At 73.6% G+C, this 15,980-nt stretch carries 15 protein-coding genes; 4 read left to right on the top strand and 11 right to left on the bottom strand.

Going from position 1 to position 15,980, the window contains the following annotated elements:
* The first annotated feature begins 141 nt into the window (after window positions 1-141).
* Window positions 142-1,614 (top strand): amidohydrolase family protein, encoded by a 1,473-nt coding sequence (locus LV78_RS23305; protein ID WP_253847738.1) that lies wholly within the window; start codon window positions 142-144, stop codon window positions 1,612-1,614.
* A 56-nt stretch (window positions 1,615-1,670) separates the two neighbouring features.
* On the opposite strand, the gene LV78_RS23300 is transcribed toward LV78_RS23305, so the two are convergent.
* Window positions 1,671-3,023: a glycoside hydrolase family 10 protein gene (locus LV78_RS23300; RefSeq protein WP_253847737.1), complete on the bottom strand. Its 1,353-nt coding sequence runs from the start codon at window positions 3,021-3,023 to the stop codon at window positions 1,671-1,673.
* A 257-nt stretch (window positions 3,024-3,280) separates the two neighbouring features.
* Here LV78_RS23300 and LV78_RS23295 point away from each other — a divergent pair, with 257 nt between their 5' ends.
* Entirely contained in the window at window positions 3,281-4,015 is a 735-nt protein-coding gene (locus LV78_RS23295) for a S1 family peptidase (protein ID WP_253847736.1), read from the top strand.
* 52 nt (window positions 4,016-4,067) lie between these two features.
* Here LV78_RS23295 and LV78_RS23290 read toward each other — a convergent pair whose 3' ends face one another.
* The 7 genes from LV78_RS23290 to LV78_RS23260 form a co-directional block, all read right to left on the bottom strand.
* On the bottom strand, window positions 4,068-4,211 hold the full coding sequence (locus LV78_RS23290) for a hypothetical protein (RefSeq protein ID WP_253847735.1): 144 nt from the start codon (window positions 4,209-4,211) through the stop codon (window positions 4,068-4,070).
* Between the two features lie 100 nt (window positions 4,212-4,311).
* Window positions 4,312-5,160 (bottom strand): DUF4253 domain-containing protein, encoded by an 849-nt coding sequence (locus LV78_RS23285; protein ID WP_253847734.1) that lies wholly within the window; start codon window positions 5,158-5,160, stop codon window positions 4,312-4,314.
* Window positions 5,161-5,258: 98 nt separating this feature from the next.
* A complete protein-coding gene (locus LV78_RS23280; protein WP_253847733.1) occupies window positions 5,259-5,825 on the bottom strand; it encodes a hypothetical protein in 567 nt (188 codons plus the stop codon).
* Complete coding sequence (locus tag LV78_RS23275) at window positions 5,822-7,216, bottom strand: hypothetical protein (RefSeq protein ID WP_253847732.1); 1,395 nt, start codon at window positions 7,214-7,216, stop codon at window positions 5,822-5,824. Before LV78_RS23275 ends, LV78_RS23280 begins: the two co-directional genes overlap by 4 nt.
* Window positions 7,216-8,019 carry an ABC transporter ATP-binding protein gene (locus tag LV78_RS23270; protein ID WP_253847731.1) on the bottom strand — a complete coding sequence of 268 codons (804 nt, stop codon included), beginning with the start codon at window positions 8,017-8,019 and terminating at the stop codon, window positions 7,216-7,218. Before LV78_RS23270 ends, LV78_RS23275 begins: the two co-directional genes overlap by 1 nt.
* Window positions 8,020-8,121: 102 nt before the next feature.
* A complete protein-coding gene (locus LV78_RS23265; protein WP_253847730.1) occupies window positions 8,122-8,913 on the bottom strand; it encodes a cupin domain-containing protein in 792 nt (263 codons plus the stop codon).
* Window positions 8,910-9,461: an RNA polymerase sigma factor gene (locus tag LV78_RS23260; RefSeq protein WP_253847729.1), complete on the bottom strand. Its 552-nt coding sequence runs from the start codon at window positions 9,459-9,461 to the stop codon at window positions 8,910-8,912. The genes LV78_RS23265 and LV78_RS23260 overlap by 4 nt, the downstream gene beginning before the upstream one ends.
* A 127-nt stretch (window positions 9,462-9,588) precedes the next feature.
* On the opposite strand from LV78_RS23260, the gene LV78_RS23255 reads away from it, so the two are divergent.
* On the top strand, window positions 9,589-9,801 hold the full coding sequence (locus tag LV78_RS23255) for a YcxB family protein (RefSeq protein ID WP_253847728.1): 213 nt from the start codon (window positions 9,589-9,591) through the stop codon (window positions 9,799-9,801).
* A 73-nt stretch (window positions 9,802-9,874) separates the two neighbouring features.
* Here LV78_RS23255 and LV78_RS23250 read toward each other — a convergent pair whose 3' ends face one another.
* The 3 genes from LV78_RS23250 to LV78_RS23240 form a co-directional block, all read right to left on the bottom strand.
* Window positions 9,875-10,702, bottom strand: a complete 828-nt coding sequence (locus LV78_RS23250) for an endo alpha-1,4 polygalactosaminidase (protein WP_253847727.1) — start codon at window positions 10,700-10,702, stop codon at window positions 9,875-9,877.
* A gap of 87 nt (window positions 10,703-10,789) precedes the next feature.
* Window positions 10,790-12,436: a CATRA conflict system CASPASE/TPR repeat-associated protein gene (locus LV78_RS23245; protein ID WP_253847726.1), complete on the bottom strand. Its 1,647-nt coding sequence runs from the start codon at window positions 12,434-12,436 to the stop codon at window positions 10,790-10,792.
* A gap of 7 nt (window positions 12,437-12,443) precedes the next feature.
* A complete protein-coding gene (locus LV78_RS23240) occupies window positions 12,444-12,722 on the bottom strand; it encodes a CATRA system-associated protein (RefSeq protein WP_253847725.1) in 279 nt (92 codons plus the stop codon).
* Between the two features lie 124 nt (window positions 12,723-12,846).
* Between LV78_RS23240 and LV78_RS41720 the strand changes: the two genes are divergently transcribed.
* Complete coding sequence (locus LV78_RS41720; RefSeq protein WP_253847724.1) at window positions 12,847-15,942, top strand: CHAT domain-containing protein; 3,096 nt, start codon at window positions 12,847-12,849, stop codon at window positions 15,940-15,942.
* The last annotated feature ends 38 nt before the right edge of the window (window positions 15,943-15,980 follow it).

Raw genomic sequence — 15,980 nt, 5'->3', positions numbered from 1 at the left:
GGGGGCGCCCTTCCCACCGGTGGGGCGCCCCCGTTGCCCCCTGGGGCAGAACACCTGCGCGAAAGGCCCTCCTCCCCCACCCCACCCGTCCGGCGGGACGACGATCGGGGTGACGTCACACCGACTCGACGGGGAGCGCACGTGACCGAGGACTTCCAAGCGGGACAGGGGTTGCCGGCCGACAGCGGCAGGCCGGGCAGCCGGTACCTGATCAGGGGCGGCGCGGTGCTGTCGCTGGACCCCGACGTCGGCGACTTCGAGCGCGCCGACGTGCTGGTCGACGGCGCGCGCATCGCCGCCGTGGGACCGGACCTGCGCGTTCCGGACGCGGCCGTGGTGGACGCGCGCGGCCGGATCGTCGTGCCCGGCTTCGTGGACACGCACCACCACCAGTTCGAGACGGCGCTGCGCGGCACGCTCCCGGACGCGCTGCTGTTCGACGACGGCTCCGGCTCGCCGTCCGCGAACCCGAACTACGGGGACTTCGCGCTCGGCCGGATGGCCCCGCTGTACCGCCCCGAGGACGTGCGCCTGAGCACGTTGTTCGCGGGCCTGGCGCAGCTCGACGCGGGCGTCACGACGGTGCTGGACATCTCCCAGATCCACCACACCCCCGAGCACACCGACGCGGCGGTGACCGCGCTGCGCGAGACCGGCAGGCGCGCGGTGCTGTCCTACGCGGGCGGTGACGGGCGGCCGGGCTCGACCTACCCGGAGGACGCGGAAGCCGTGCTGGCGCGGTGGTTCGCCTCGGACGGGCTGGTCACCATGGCCATGGGCGGCGAGATGTACCTGGACTACGAGGCGCTGTACTCGCGGGCCTGGGAGCTCGGCCGGGAGCTGGGGCTGCGGATCGTCGCGCACGCCGTGTCGGGCGCGGGCACGAACCCGGTGCTGGACCGGTTGGCGCGCGGCGAGGGCGGGGTCGGCGGAAACCTGGGGCTGGGCCCGGACAACCTGCTCGTCCACATGACCGGCGTCGGGGACGAGACGTGGCGGCGGGTGCGCGACGCGGGCGCGCGGGTGTCGATCGCGTTCCCGATCGAGATGGCCATGCGGCACGGCACCCCGCCGATCCTGAAGCTGCAGGAGCTGGGGATGGAGCCCTCGCTCAGCTCGGACGTCGAGACGACCATGCCCGCCGACCCGTTCACGCTGATGCGCTCGGCCTTGACGATGCAGCGGGCGGTGGTGAACGAGCGGGTGCTGGCGCGCGGCGACGGCTACCCGCCGAACCACTGGCCGCCGCCCGCCGAGACCGACCCGCCGCTGCTGACCGCGCGCGACGTGCTGCGCTTCGCGACCCTGAACGGCGCCGGGGACCTCGGTCTGGACCACCGGACCGGGTCGCTCACGCCGGGCAAGGACGCGGACGTGGTGCTGCTGGACGCGACGGCGCTGAACGTGGCCCCGCTCAACAACGCCCCCGGCGCGGTGGTGGCGCTGATGGACCGCTCGAACGTGGAGACGGTGATCGTCGCCGGGCGGGTGCGCAAGTGGCGGGGGCGGCTGCTGGACGTGGACGTGACCAGGGTGCGGCACGAGCTGGAGGACTCGCGCGATCACCTGTTCCGCGCGGCGGGCGTGCGGCGGGACCTGTTTGGCGGGGTCTGACCTCGGCGCGTCCCGACGGTTCCCCCTTCGCGGCGGGAACCGTCGGGACGCCGGGCTCACCCCCTGGCGCAGCTCAGGCTCGGCCAGCTCCAGTTCCCGTTGTGCTGCACGGTGAAGCCGAACGCGTTCCCGTTCCCGTTGGGCCGGGCGGTCATCACGTTGCCGCTGGAGTCCCAGCTCGCGCTGGTGTTCCAGGTCGCGATGACCCGCTGCGGCGAGGTGAGCGTGACCGTGACGACCCAGTTGTCAGCGCCGGAGACGGTGACCTGCCCGTTGAACCGGTCGTTCCACTTCTGCCCCTCCGCGTAGGTCGCGGTGCACCCGCCGCCGCCGGGGTCCGGGCTGGTGGTGGTCGTGGTCGGCCCGGTGGTGGTCGGCTGCTGCCCGCCGCCCTCGTTCAGCACGGCCAGCACGGAGTTGTAGGCGGCCTTCTTGTTGCCGGAGCCGTCGAACAGCAGCGGGGTGCCGGAGGCGCGCCAGGAGTCGGTGTCCCTGATGCCCCACACCGTGATGCCGGTGCAGCGGGCGACGGACAGGCAGGCCTGCGTGACCCCCTGGTACTGCTGGGCCTGGCTCGACCCGGAGCCCTCGATGTCCAGCTCGGTGATCTGCACGTCCACGCCCAGCGCGGCGAAGTTCCCGAGCGTGGTGTGGTAGTTGGACGGCACCGGGTTGCCGCTGTTGAAGTGCGCCTGGAACCCGACGCAGTCGATGGGCACCCCGCGCGACTTGAAGTCCTGCACCATCCGGTAGACGCCCTGGGTCTTGGCGTGGGACCAGTTGTCGGTGTTGTAGTCGTTGTAGCAGAGCTTCGCGCCGGGGTCCGCCGCGCGGGCGGCCCGGAACGCGGCCTCGATCCAGTCGTTGCCGGTGCGCTGGAGGTTGGAGTCCCGCCTGCCGCCGGAGTTGCCGTCGGCGAACGCCTCGTTGACGACGTCCCAGGCGTAGATCTTGCCCCGGTAGTAGGTGGCGACCTGGGTGACGTGGTTGAGCATGGCCTGCCGCAGCGAGGAGCCCTCCATGCGCTGCATCCAGCCGGGCTGCTGGGAGTGCCAGGCGAGCGCGTGCCCCCGGACCCGCTTGCCCTGACCTCGGGCCTGGTTGACGATGCGGTCGGCGTTGCCGTAGGAGAACTGCCCCTGGTTGGGCTCGGTGGCGTCCATCTTCATCTCGTTCTCGGCCGTGACCACGTCGAACTCGCGGTTGAGGATGCCCGTGTAGGTCGAGTCCGAGAGCTTGTTGGCGGCCACGGCGGTCCCGAAGTACCGCCCCTTCTGCTGGGCGGCTGCCGCGAGCGTGGAGGCGGCCCCGCTGGCGGGAGTGGCCACCAGCACGGCGGCTGCGGCGGTGAGCGCGGTGAGGGTGGCGACGAGGGCGGCTCGGGAGACTGACTTCGCTGTCAGCGTCATGTCCGGCGCTTTCTGGGAGTACCCGCGCGGTGGCGGGCGAGCGGAAACCGGTTCGAAAGTTTCGCGTAACGTTCCGATCGTTATCAGCGCCTGACGCTAAGCGGCGGCGGGCCGGTCGTCAAGGAGGGGCCCGCAGGGACGCGTTCGCCAACGGCCCTCGGCCCCCGAGCTTCGGGGACCTTCGCCCACTACCGCCCGCCACCCCGAACCGTGAAGCTCCAGGTGAATCGATCCACCCCGATCAACCTGGAGCGACCGTGCGAAGACTCAGCGCCCTCCTCGCCGCCCTGCTGGCAGCGGCGGCCCTGGCCACCCCCGCCCAAGCCGCCCCCACCCCACCCCCGACCGCGACGCCGGACATCATCGGCGGCGCCCCCGCCTACTACACCCCGTTCGCCGTCCGCCTGTTCCGCGACGGCGCCCCCTGGTGCTCGGCCACGATCATCGCCCCGACCTGGGTCCTCACCGCTCAGCACTGCGTCGCCGACAGCGACGCCACCTACACCTTCCGGATCGGCAGCGACTGGCAGGACGCGGGCGGCGTGCTGGTCACCGGCGTGGAGATCATCACCCACCAGCACTCCGACCTCGCGCTGGCGCGCGTCGACCAGGCCCAGCCGTCGTGGTGGGAGTACGCCCGCCTCGGCGAGCCGGGCGCCGTCGTCGCAGGCCAGGACGCCCGCATCTGGGGCTGGGGCGCGACCTGCACCGGCAACGAGGTCGCCTGCCAGTCCCCGGTGCTGAAGGTCGCCACCACCAGGGTGGCCACCCTCGACGCGGCCGACTACCAGGGCGGCTCGGCGATCCTGGCCAACGCCGTCGACGGCATCGCGGCGGGCGGCGACTCCGGCGGCCCGATGACCGCGATCAGCCCGGTGGACGGGAAGCAGTACCAGGTGGGCGTGTCCTCCACGAGCAACCGCAGCACCTGGTGCGCCTACACGAACGTCACCCTCTACCGCGACTGGATCCGCTCGGTCGCGGGCGTGTAGCACCCGTCTGGCACCGAGGGGCGACCGGTCTCACCGAGGCGACCGGTCGCGCTCAGCGCGACCCCACCGGCCGACCGGCCGGACCGGTCGCCGTGATCGCGCCGTCCGGCTCGACCCGGTGCCGCGCGAGCAGTTCGCTTTGGCGCACAACGGGATCGGCTGCGGCGGGCGTCGTCGTCCCGGCGACACCGGTCACGTCCGGGATCCGAAAACTGTTGTGGGTGGCGAAGAACTCGACCGCCTCACCCCCGGCACGGGCCCGAACCCGAGCCCGCGCCGGAAGCGGCCAGGTCACCTCACTCCCACCAGAACGTCCACGAGTGGTCCCCCACCAACCGCTCCGCGTACGCCATCAGCGGGTGCGCCTCGTCGGACTGCCACACGTTGTCCGGGCACACCGCGAAGTGCTCCACCGCGATCGCCAGCGCCTCCGTCAGCGTCGTCGGCGGCGCGGCCACGCTCAGCAGCAGGGTCCCGAAGCCCACGCCCACCACCCGCGCGCCGAACCGGGACTCCCACGACCGCAGCACCGCCGACAGCTCCGCCGTGTCGTCCACGTACCCCGCCGCCCCGCGCCACCCGGCCACGGTCAGCGCGTCCGCCCCGCGATCCGCCGCGACCAGCCCGAGCCGCAGGGAACCGTGCCCCCGCAACAACTCCCCCGCCAGGTCGTCCGCGACCCGACCGGGATCGTTGGTCGGCACCCGCGCGGGCGCCAGGCCCGGCCACGCGCGGCCGAACGGGGCGGTCACGGCGAGGCGCTGGGCGGGCGTGAGCTGGTCCTCCGGGTCGTCGCCGGTGTGGTCCGCCCACCACCGCTCCAGCACCACCGCCGGGTCGTGCGCGCCCGCCGCCGAGGCGGGGGCGGGGGTCAGCTCGCCGCTGCCCCACGGGCGGTAGGCCGGGTCCTCGTCGTCGAGCGCGTCCAGCAGCAGCGGCCACAGGCCGGACGAGGCGTGCTCGGCGCGCAGCCGCGACCACAGGCCGGCGGGCGCGGGACCACCGCTGAGCCAGAGCGCCGGGCGCGGGGCGTCCGGCTGCTCGCGGGAGCGCACGGGCCGCCCCTGCGGGAGCGCCGAGGCGAGCGGGCGGTGCCGGGCGGCGTCGGGGAACAGGCCGAGCAGGTCGGGGTTCGGGGAGGTCACGAGCCAGGATCGTAAACCGCGCCGGGCGCGCCGCGCACACCCGGCGCGGCACTACGCCGAATGCCGGAAAGCCCGCGCCTTGAAGGGAAATCGGGACCTCACCTGCGCGCGCCCCGCACCGCGTAGCCGAGCACCCCGACCACGCCGAGCACGACCGCCGTCCACGCCGCCACCCGGTCGTCCGGGGCCCGCAGCGGCCACCCCAGCACGCGCGCGAGCACCGAGTCGTCCGCCGTCGGCACCACGAACCCGACCGTCCAGCACAGCAGCGGCAGCGTCCACCCGAACTGCCCGCCCGCGACGGTGGCCGAGAGCCCCGCGAGCCCGAGCATCCCCACCACCGCCCGCACCACGAACCACTGGTCCACCGCGGACTTCCCGAGCTCCTGCACCACGAGCAGCGCCCCGGCGGTGACCGCGCCGACCAGCAGCAGGTGCGCGGCCCTGCGCACCGGCCACGGGATCGCGGCCGTGCGGTCGAGCCCCACGTCCTGCCCGCTGAGCCCGATCGCGGCGATCGCGACCCCGGAGACGGCGGCCAGCGAGGCCAGCAGCGGCGTCCACGACGTGCCCGCCGCCGCCCACAGCCCGACCGTCGCCACCAGCAGCCCGCCGAACGCCGAGGGCACCGCCCTTGAGCGCGCGTACAGCACCGCCCACCTCATCGCAGGCCCTCCGGCACCAGGGCGTCCAGCGCGAGGCCCTCGTAGGTCATCGCGGCCTCCAGCGCCGGGCCCGAGCAGTCCAGCATCGCCTGCCTGGCCGAGGCGATCCGCTCCCACCGCACGTCCTCGGGCTGGGCGCGGAACCTGTCCCACCCGGTCTCGGCCATGGTCCGCGAGTAGCCCCAGATCGACTCGGGCGCCGTCGGCGGCTTCGCCAGCGAGCCGGTGAAGTGCCCCAGGGTGATCGCCTTGAGCGCGTCCTCGGCGCCACCGCCCATGTTCGGCGCGGCGCACCGGGGCACCCCGGCGTTCTCCAGCAGCGCGTCGCGGGTCTGCCGCACGTCCGCCCCCAGCAGCGCGGAATCCGACTGGTAGTTCAGGTAGACCACGTCCGGGGACCGCTTGGGCAGCACGTCGGGCCAGAGCGGGTCGGTGTCCTCCTCGACCCTGGTGGGCGCGTCGGGCAGCCGGGAGAGCAGCTCCAGCGCCTCGCGCCCCGCCTGCGCGAGCACCGGCAGCCGGTCGGCGTGCATCCGGGACACGCACACCGGCCCGTCGCACACCTTCCCGGCCGCGACGGGGTCGGCGGTGAACACGTCGGCGGGCCTGGCGGGCAGCATCGGCACCGCGACGAGGGCGGCGAGCACGGCGGGCGCCAGGGAGAAGGCCTTGGCGCGCGCGGACTTCGCGCCCAGCAGCAGCACCCCGGTCACGATGAGCCCGCCGAACCAGACGAGCTGGGCCACGTCCACCTCGCGCGTGGTGGTGACCATCAACCCGACCGGGTCGCCGAAAGCGGCCGTCAGGTACGCGAGCCGCGTGGTGGGCGAGGCGACCTGCGCCTGGGTCAGCGCCGTGTTGGCCAGCGCCAGCAGCACGAGCGCGAGCACGGCGGCGCCGGGGGCGACCAGCGGGTGCGGGACCGCCCGCCCGACCACCAGGCCGAGCACCCCGCCCGCGACCACCACGAGCAGTCCGACGCCCAGCACCGGCAGGAACACCGCGGAGGTGAAACCGCCGCGCGCCAGCACGTTCCCGAACGCCACCAGCGCCAGCGCGGTGAACCCGGCGCCGAGGCACAGCACGATCGCCGAGGCCAGCGCGCCGGTCCGGTGCCCGACCGGGCGGGGCGTGGAGCCGAGCAGCTCGGCCGTCCCGGACCTGCGGTCGCGCATCCCCTGGATGGCACCCGCGCCGATCGCGACGGGCCAGCCGAACAGCAGGAACCAGCGCAACCACAGCGCCGCCGAGGTGGTGCCGCCCGCCCAGTCCGCCGCGTCCTTGTTCCACGGCCCGCTCAGCAGGAACAGTAGGGGAAGCGGCAGCAGCAGCACCAGCAGCCCGGCCCACGGCGCGACGGAGCGCCTCAGCTCGATCCTCAGCGCGCGCATCACCAGACCCCCTTGCCCGGCTCCTGGCCCAGCAGCGCGGAGTAGCCGCGCTCGATCGGGCTGTCGCCGACGTGCTCGGGCGTCCCGGCCGCCGCCACCTCGGCCGGAGTCCCCTGGAACACCAGCGACCCGTTCGCGACCAGCACCACGTCGGTGCAGGCGGCGGCGACGTCCTCCACCAGGTGCGTGGAGATCAGCACGCAGGACTCCTTGCCCAGCTCCACCACCAGCTCGCGGAACCGCACGCGCTGCGCCGGGTCGAGGCCCGCCGTCGGCTCGTCGAGCAGCAGCACGGCCGGGTCGTTGACGATCGCCTGCGCGACCCCGACCCGGCGCACCATGCCGCCGGACAGCGTCTTCATCTTGTCGTCGGCCCGGTCGCCGAGCCCGACCCGCTCCACGGCGCGCTGCACGGCGCCGGGGATCTCGGCGGCGGGCACCTCCTTGAGCCAGGCCAGGTACTCGACGAACTCGCGCACGGTGAACCGCTTGTAGTAGCCGAAGTCCTGCGGCAGGTAGCCGAGCCTGCGCCGCAGCCCGCGCCGCCCGCCCAGCCCGTCGACCCGCTCGCCCAGCACCGACAGCTCGCCGGAGGTGGGCCGCAGCACGGTGGCGAGCGTGCGGATCAGCGTGGTCTTGCCCGCGCCGTTGGGCCCGAGCAGCCCGTGCACCCCCTTGCCCAGCTCCAGGTCGAGCCCGTCGACGGCGTTCTTCTTGCGCCCTACCCGCACCACCAGCGCCTTCGCCTGGATCTCCCAGGCGTAGGCGGTGGGTGCGACCTCGGCGGCGCCCACTGCGCGCATGTCACTCCTCTTGGGACTTTCCACGGTGTTCCGCATCAAGAAGTTCTTGTTCCAGAAGGTTTTTCGACCGGCCGCGCCCCGGACCAGCAGGCGCGGCGGGGGTTAGCGGTGCGAGCCGAGCTGGTCGAACCGACCGCGCCGGAGCACCACGACCACCGAGGCCAGCAGCAGCACCGCGCCCCACAGCGGGAGCGCGCCTGCCACGGCGTCCAGCGGCAGGGCATCGGCGGTCGACGGCACGACCACCAGCGCGGCCCACGTCCCGCCCAGCGCGAGCGCGGCCGGGCGCACGCCGATCACGCTGCCCAGCGCGAGCGCGCTGGTGGTCAGCGCCAGGCAGGGCAGCAGCCACAGGGCCACCGACGCGCCGGTCGCCCAGCTCGCCACCCCCAGCAGCGGCACCAGGACGCCCAGCACGGCGGCGGTGCGGCGCAGCACCAGGTTCAGCCCGGACCTGGGCGTCGCGGCCACGACCTCGTACGCCGGGTCGAGCCCGCGCGTCCAGGACGCGGCAACGCCGAGCACCGGCAGCACCGGCGCGATCAGCTGCACCAGGGGCGCGCGCAGCGCGGACGTGCCGCCCAGCAGCAGGTCCGCCACGACCACGCCGACCACCAGCAGCGCCACCACGACCAGCCACGGCACCATCACCGGCGTGAGCCACCCGGCGAGCACCCGCCGCAGCGGGCTCCGCCGCCGGGGCTGCGCGCCCAGCGCGGGCTCGACGTTCGCCCACACCGCGTCCAGCAGCGGGAGCGGCGGGGCGGCCCCGGCGAGCCTGCCCCGGCAGTGCCCGCACCGCTCAAGGTGCCCCTCGACCGCCCACAGCCGGTCGTCGGCCAGGTCGAGCCCGGCCGCGTAGGCGCGGACCAGCTCGTCGCTCGGGTGTGTCACGACAGCGCCTCCCGCATCGCGATCCGCGCACGTCGCGCGCGGGTCTTCACCGTTCCCTCCGGCACCCCCAGGACCACGGCGGTCTCGGTGACCGTCAGCCCGTCGAGCACCATGGCCCGCAGCACGTCCCGCAGCTCGGGCGAGAGCCGCCGCAGCGCGTCCCCGACCTCGTCGCCGAGCACGCCCGCGAGCACCTCCTCCTCCACCGCCGGGACCGGCGGCGCGACGGCGGAGGCGGGCGGCTGCGCGTGGTGCCCGCGCCGCCGGAAGGCGTCGACCAGGCGGCGGGCCGCGATGGTCCAGATCCAGCCGACCGCGCTCCCGTCGGCGGCGGCCCCGGCGAACGAGCCCGCCGCCCGCCAGATCGCCAGGTAGGTCTCCTGCATGACCTCGGCCACGACCTGCTCGTCGGCGCACCTGCGGCGCAACCGCACCGCGAGCCAGGGCGAGGTGCGGCGGTAGAGCTCCTCGAACGCCGCGCGGTCGCCCTTGGCGGTGCGCCGGACGAGGAACTCCTCGTCCGCGACCTCCAGCCGTTTCCGCTTCACACCCGGCTAGACGGCCGGACGGCGCTGGAGGTTCTCAAAAACGAGTGATGTGGGTCACTTTTAACGGGGAGCGCCCGCCACGCGAAACCGGAGGCGGCCGGACCGGGCGGGCAATACCCTTCCGCCCGTGCACATCACCCTCTCCGTCACCTCGGAGCTGTTCGAGGCGCGCTTCTCGTGGGAGATGGTCAGCGAGATCGTGGAGACCCCGACCGCGTGGTACCTGCTGCTGGGCAAGACCCAGGCCTACCCGCTCCCCAAGGAGCTGATGACCGAGCAGCAGCAGGCCGAGTTCACGTCGTTCAGCACCTGGCTCAAGTCCACCCGCGCCACGGCCTGAACACCGGTGGAACGGCGGAAGCCGCCGCGGTCCCCGATCAGGACCACGACGGCTTCCAGCGCTCGAACGCCGCTCAGCAGGCGTCGTACACGTAGTTCTTGTTGTTCTTGCTCGGCACCGTGAGCTTCACGTCCCGCAGCACCACCGACACGTCGGCGCCGAACTCGTCGCAGGTCTGCTCGAACGCCTCGCGCTGGTACTCCACGATCAGCACCGAGTTGCCGTAGGCGTCGGTGTAGTCACCGCACTCGCTCCACTCGCCGCACTCCTCGGCGACGGCGAAGTCGAACCCGGCCGACTTGCCCTGGGCGGTGATCTCGGCGGCGTTCTTCTGCCCGATCGCCAGGTCCGCGTCGTGCGCGACCGCGATCAGCCGCTTGGCGTAGTCGAGCGCGTCGGCCTGCTTGAGCAGCCCGGAGAACCGGTGGAAGGTGTCGAAGTTGTCGATCTCGACGGCCTGGAACCCGTCCTCGGCGCACTGCTTGATCCAGCCGCCGACGATCCCGGCCAGCTCGGCGCGCTTGGCGTCGGTGGAGATGTCGAGCACGAGCTCGTCCCACTCCAGGTCGCCGACGTACTGCCCCTTCTCGTCCCGCAGCAGCAGGTTGTCGTGCTGGGACTTCCACCAGTCGATCTCGTCGCCCGGCTGGGTCTGGAAGCCGTTGACGTAGCAGACGTTGTACAGCCCCTCGGCGGGCTCGTCCGTCCGGTCGCGGACCACGATCTTCGTCTGGCCGGGCGGGGCGTAACCGCCGCCGAGCTGGTAGTCCGCCTGCGCGTTGTCCGGGAACGGGAGCGCGTCGGCCGAGGCCTGGCCGGTGTAGAGCCCGGCGGCGAGGGCCGTGGCCGCCGCGAGGGTGAACGCCGCGATCTTCGTGCGGCGCTTGGACTTCGGGGGCATGTCTCTCCAAACGGGACGGACGGCTCACTCGTTCGCCATCCGACCTAACCGCCAAGGACCCGACAGGGTCAACCCCTGTGGTCTGGACTACAGGGGGTCTCGCCCCTGGTCGACCCACAGCCACTCCCGACCGCGGAACCCTTTCACATCGAACTCCGCAGCGGTGAAGCCCTCGGGGTCCACGCCGGGCGCCCCTTCACCGATCACGTAGTCGTGCAACCGCTCCGACACCGCAACCACCAGGTCGGCCCCCTGGTTGTCCCGCACCGCCGCGCGCAGCGGTTCGCTGTCGAGCATCCGCCCGACGCTGGTCGCGGCCTTCCCGCCGAACCCCAGCGCCGCGAGGCCGACCGGTCCCACGTCGACCGCCATCCGCAGTCGCACCCGGTCCCGGTAGGCGGCGTTGTCGTCAGCCAGCCGACCGGCAGCGCCGAGGAGCAGGAGTGGCAGCGCCCACTGCACGTCCACCCTCGGTGGCAGGAAGACCATCAGACCGTCACCGGTGCCCTGGTGGTCGGCCTCGGACATCCGCACCGCCAGTCCGGCCAGCACCCCCTCGACGATCTCCGCCACCCGCCGCTGAACGCGCTCCTGCTCCGGTGTGGTCCGCGCGCTGTACCCGACGACGTCCACGGCGAACCCCATCCGCAGCTGCCTGCCCTCCCCTGACGGGGGCGCGCTGGTGGGGGAGGCTTCGGCGCCGACCTGCTCCCGCGCGGCTTCCCGCACCTCCCGAGCCAGCGCGCCACCCCGCAGGAGGCCGTCGAGCTCTCCGTCCAGCACCCCGAGGAACCACCCGGCCAGTCCCCGGTCCGCTGGAAGTACCTCTCCCAGCAACGCGACCATGTTCGCCTCCGAGGCCAGCACGGAGGCGCGCATCCGCTCCACCCGGTCGGCCGCGACTCTCAACCCGATCTCGTCACGCCGCAGTTCACCGGCCCGCGCCGCGCTCTCACCGAGGTCGACGAGGTGTCCCCTCACCCGATCACGGAGGTCGGCCAGCCACGACTCATCTCGCCGCCACACCCGGACGTGGTGCCGCAGCAACGAGGCTTGCAGCAGGTAGCGGGCCAGCGGCGGCGGCTCGGGACCACCTCTGCTCCAGGTCCACGCGGTCAACTCGGCGTCAGCGCCCTCGGGTGCGATCACCACCACGTCACGCGCTCGTCCCACACCACCGGGCGGCTCCCACAGCAGCAGCCGCCCCCGCCGTTGCCAGGTGACCACGTCGCGCAGGCGTTCGGGCAGCGACTCCCGGACCTCCTCGGCGGGCAGCTTCGCCTGGTAGACCCGAACAGCCCCGTACGCGGCCGCGGTGTCACCACCATCCAGCTCATCGCACCAGCGGTCGAACTCCACCCACCCCGGTGGCACGGCGGCGGCAAGTCCCGGCACACCGGGCACCGCCATGATCAGCGAGAGGTTCAGCACCGTCCCGGTGACCCGCAGCACCGCTTGGGCGTCCACCGCGGGGTTCTGGGCGGCAGCCAGCGGCCCTTCGCCACCATCGCGCAGGTCGAGCAGTCCAGGACCGCCACGGAGGTCGCTCAGCTCGACCAGGTCGCGGGGTGGCTCGGTCGGAAGTCCGACCAGGGGCACCGGCTCGGTGACTCCCAGCAGTTCCTGGCAGCGCCTCCACAGCGCACCCAGCCCGGCGGCGGCCTCCTCCGCGCGCTCTCCACGCCGGGGCGCGAAGACGTGCAGCACCAGCTCCTGCTCGACCGGGGCGGGCACGGCGGGGTCAGCGGGCGAGCTTGTCCACGATTTCGACCTGCTTCTCGCGCACCTCGTCAGGGGGCGGGGTGGTGGGTTCCTTCCCCATGCCCGGTCCCATCAGCGGTGAGAGGAGCTCCAGCGCGGCGGTGGCCGCGACAACCGCCGTGCTGTCGTCGGCGCGCACCGCGGCATCCAGCTCACCAAGCCGGGCCGAGACCTGCCCCCACTTGTCCCGTGTCAGCTCCCAGTCCAGCAGGTCGTCCAGAAGTTCCTGCGCTTCAGCGACCGCTTCAGCATCCAGCACGGGTGTCCTCCTCGTACGGCGGGCCACCACAGTAGGGGCGGATGGAGCAGGAAGGCGCAGGTTCCACCCGAACGGCTGTGGGCGGGCTGCTGACACCGGGAGCCCCTGCGACGACTCACCAGGTGTGCCGATCGACGCTGATTTCGCCCGAGCCGTGCTGCGGGCAGAGGAGAGCGGCGAGGTCCCGGACGCGCTGAGCACCCTGCTCGGCCCCTCCCCCGACCTCCTGCTGCTGGAAGACCGCAGCGCGGCGCTGACCCGGCTGGTGTTCGACACCGACTCGCCGGACGTGCCTCGCGCCGCCGCGCTGCTGCTGACCAGGCAGGTGGCGCTGACCACCAATCCGGTGGCGCTGGTGTCGGCCCTGTCCGACCTGGCGCTGGTCCACCGCGAGGCGCACAGGCTCGGCTGCGGGCAGGCGCACCTGGACCACGCGGTGTCGGCGGCGGAGCGGTCGGTGCTGGTCGTCGAGGCCCCGGAGCGCCACGTCCTGCTGTCCAACCTGGGCCTGGTCCTGCTCACCAGGGGACACCCCCGTGACCTGGACCGTGCCGTGGAGGTCGCGACCGAACTGCTCGACGTCCACCCTGACCTGGCTGCGGCCAGGTCAGGGTTGTGCCGCGCGCACACCGCGAGGGCGCGTGAGGCGCATCGCCACGAGGACGCCGACGCCGCGATCGAGCACGGTGGCCTCGCCGTCGCGGAGGCCCCGGAGAACCCGCTGTTCCTGCACCGGCTCGCCGAGGCGCGCTTCGAGCGGTATCTGCTCCGCAGGAAGCCCCACGACGTGGAGGCCGCCGTGGCGCTGGGCACGCGGGCCGCGCGACGCGCCACGCCGGGGATCTTCGGGGGCGTCGTATCCGCTCTGGGCGTGTTCCACCTGTACCGCTACCGGTTGACCAGGTCGCGGGAGGATCTGGACCAGGCGGTCGACTACGCGCGCATGGCTGTCGAGGCGGGCGGTTCGGGGGCGCGCGCGGGCAGTCTGAGCACGGTGCTGCAGGAGCGCCACGAGCGCACCGGCGCCCCCGCCGACCTTGACGAGGCGCTCGCTCGGGGCCACGACGCGGTCGCCGCCACCGCGCTTGACGACCCCTCGCTGCTCGACAGGCTGTCCGGCCTCGGAGCGGCGTACCAGCTCCGCTACGACCGGGATGGCGCCCTCGAGGACCTTCACACCTCCGTGGAACTGGGCGAGCGCGCCTCCGCGACGGGGCAGGCGGCCGCCCTGTCCAACCTCTCCTTGGCGCGGTGGAAGCTCTACCTGCGCGAGGACCAGCGTCCGCACCTGGACGGGGCGGTGGCGGGGTTCGAGCGCGCCGTCGCAGCCGCGCGGCCGGACGACCCCGACCTAGCGGCGGTTCGCGGGAACCTGGCGATGGCGCTGCTGCGCCGGTTCACCGACGCGCGCGATGCCGCCGACCTGGAACGGGCCGAGGCGGTGGCGGTGGCGGCCGTCCACAGCGTGGGCGACGACGACCGCGATCTGCCGAACCACCTGTCCACCCTGGCCAACGTCCGGCTCGAGCACTTCAACCGATCGGGTTCGCGCGTAGTGCTGGCCGAGGCGTTGACCGATTTCCGCCGGGCGGTCGAGCTGACCCCGGCAGGGCACCCCCGTGCCGCCCTGCGCTGGTCGAACCTCGCCAACGCCCTGCTGCGCGGCGTCGAACTGGCGGGGCAACCGGTGGAGGCGGATGAGCTGGCGCGGGTGCTCACCGAGGCGGAGCGCCTGCTGCCCCGACTGCACGAGGCGGCCCACGCCGACGGGCCCGAGGCCGGAGACGCCTGTCCGCCGACCGATCTGGTGAGGCTCGGGCACCGCGCGGGGGCGCTTGCGCACGCGGTGGAGGCGGAGGAAGCCGACGCGCGGGCGTGCGGGCTGCTCGACCGGGCCGTGGAGCACCTGGTGTCGGTGGTGGCCGTCGCGGGCCGCAGAAGGGTAGATCAGGAGCACTGGCTGGGGGAGAACCGCAGTCTCGTGGTCGACGCGGTCGCCGCGCACTGCGCGCTGGGCGACGCAGGTGGCGCGTTGGCGGTCGCCGAGGCGGGAAGGGGTGTGCTGCTGGGCGCCCAGCACGATGCCCGCGCCGGGGTGGGGAATCCGCTGCTGGAGCGTCTCGGGGATGTCGGCGAGCGGCTCAACCGCGCGGCGGACCCGGTCGAGCGGGCCCGTCTGCGCGCCGAGCACAGGGCTCTGCTGACGGATGCCAAGGCCGACGAGGGCGGGTGGAGTGGCGGCGCGGTGAGCGCAGAGACCGTCCGGGGTGGAGCTGCGGTGCTGCTCAACAGCGGTTCGAGACGGGGTGACGCCGTCGTGGTCCGGGAGGGTGAGCCACCGCTGCTGGTACCGCTGCCGCTGCTGCGCCGCTCCGAGGTGGAGCGCCGGGCCGAAGCCCTGCTGGGCGCCACCTATGACCGGAGCGAACTCAGCGGCGGTGGTGGGCCGGTGGTCGCCGGGGTGCTGGAGTGGCTGTGGGAGTCCGTGGTGGGCCCGCTCCTCGAGTCGACGCCGCTGGACCGCGTGTGGTGGCTGCCCACCGGGCCGCTCGGCCTGTTCCCCCTGCACGCCGCAGGTGTCGCGGGCGGCGACAACGCCCTGGACCTGCTGACTTCCTCCTACACCCCGACGCTGCGCGTGCTGGCGCGCACCCGCGCTCGGCCGCCGGTACGCGAGCGCAGCGTGCTCGGCGTCGCGGTGGGCGCGGGGCTTCCGCACAGCGGCGTGGTCAAGATCGCCGACCTCCCGCTGGTCGGGCGAGCCGCCACCGCGGCGCGCGTGCTCGCCGAACTGCCCGCGTTCACCCAGGCGTACTTCACCTGCCACGCCGACGTCGACCTCGTGTCCCCTTCGTTGGGCGCGCTGCACCTGCACGACGGGGACCTGTCCGTGTCGGAGATCGCCAGGCACGACCTGGGGCGTGCCGGGCTCGCCTTCCTGGCCGCGTGCTCAGGTGGACACCGGGGTGTTCGGCACACCGACGAGTCGATCCACCCCGCGTCGGCGTTCCAGGTGGCGGGCTTCCGACACGTGGTCTCCGGCATGTGGCCGCTGAAAGTGGCGGTGGCCAAGCACGTGATGCGCCGTTTCCACGCGCTCTCGGCTGACCGGCCGGACGAGGCGGCGAACGTGCTGCGCGAGGTCGTCCGCGATCTGCGGGACACCCGCTACGCGGACCACCCCGCGGCCTGGGCACCCTTCATCCACAGTGGACCGTGACGTTGGCGCGGGCGGGCGTGGACCTGCCACGCCCGCCC

This window comes from Actinosynnema pretiosum, assembly GCF_024171695.1.
Classification (GTDB): Bacteria; Actinomycetota; Actinomycetes; order Mycobacteriales; family Pseudonocardiaceae; genus Actinosynnema; species Actinosynnema pretiosum.
The sequence above is the reverse complement of the archived record's forward strand: the minus strand, read 5'-3'. Positions and strand labels throughout refer to the sequence as shown.

Coding starts and splice junctions, on each gene's coding strand:
- LV78_RS23270 (WP_253847731.1), bottom strand. CDS start 8,019: ATGCGCGCAGTGGGCGCCGCCGAGGTCGCACCCACCGCCTACGCCTGG.
- LV78_RS23250 (WP_253847727.1), bottom strand. CDS start 10,702: ATGCCCCCGAAGTCCAAGCGCCGCACGAAGATCGCGGCGTTCACCCTC.
- LV78_RS23275 (WP_253847732.1), bottom strand. CDS start 7,216: ATGCGCGCGCTGAGGATCGAGCTGAGGCGCTCCGTCGCGCCGTGGGCC.
- LV78_RS23300 (WP_253847737.1), bottom strand. CDS start 3,023: ATGACGCTGACAGCGAAGTCAGTCTCCCGAGCCGCCCTCGTCGCCACC.
- LV78_RS23280 (WP_253847733.1), bottom strand. CDS start 5,825: ATGAGGTGGGCGGTGCTGTACGCGCGCTCAAGGGCGGTGCCCTCGGCG.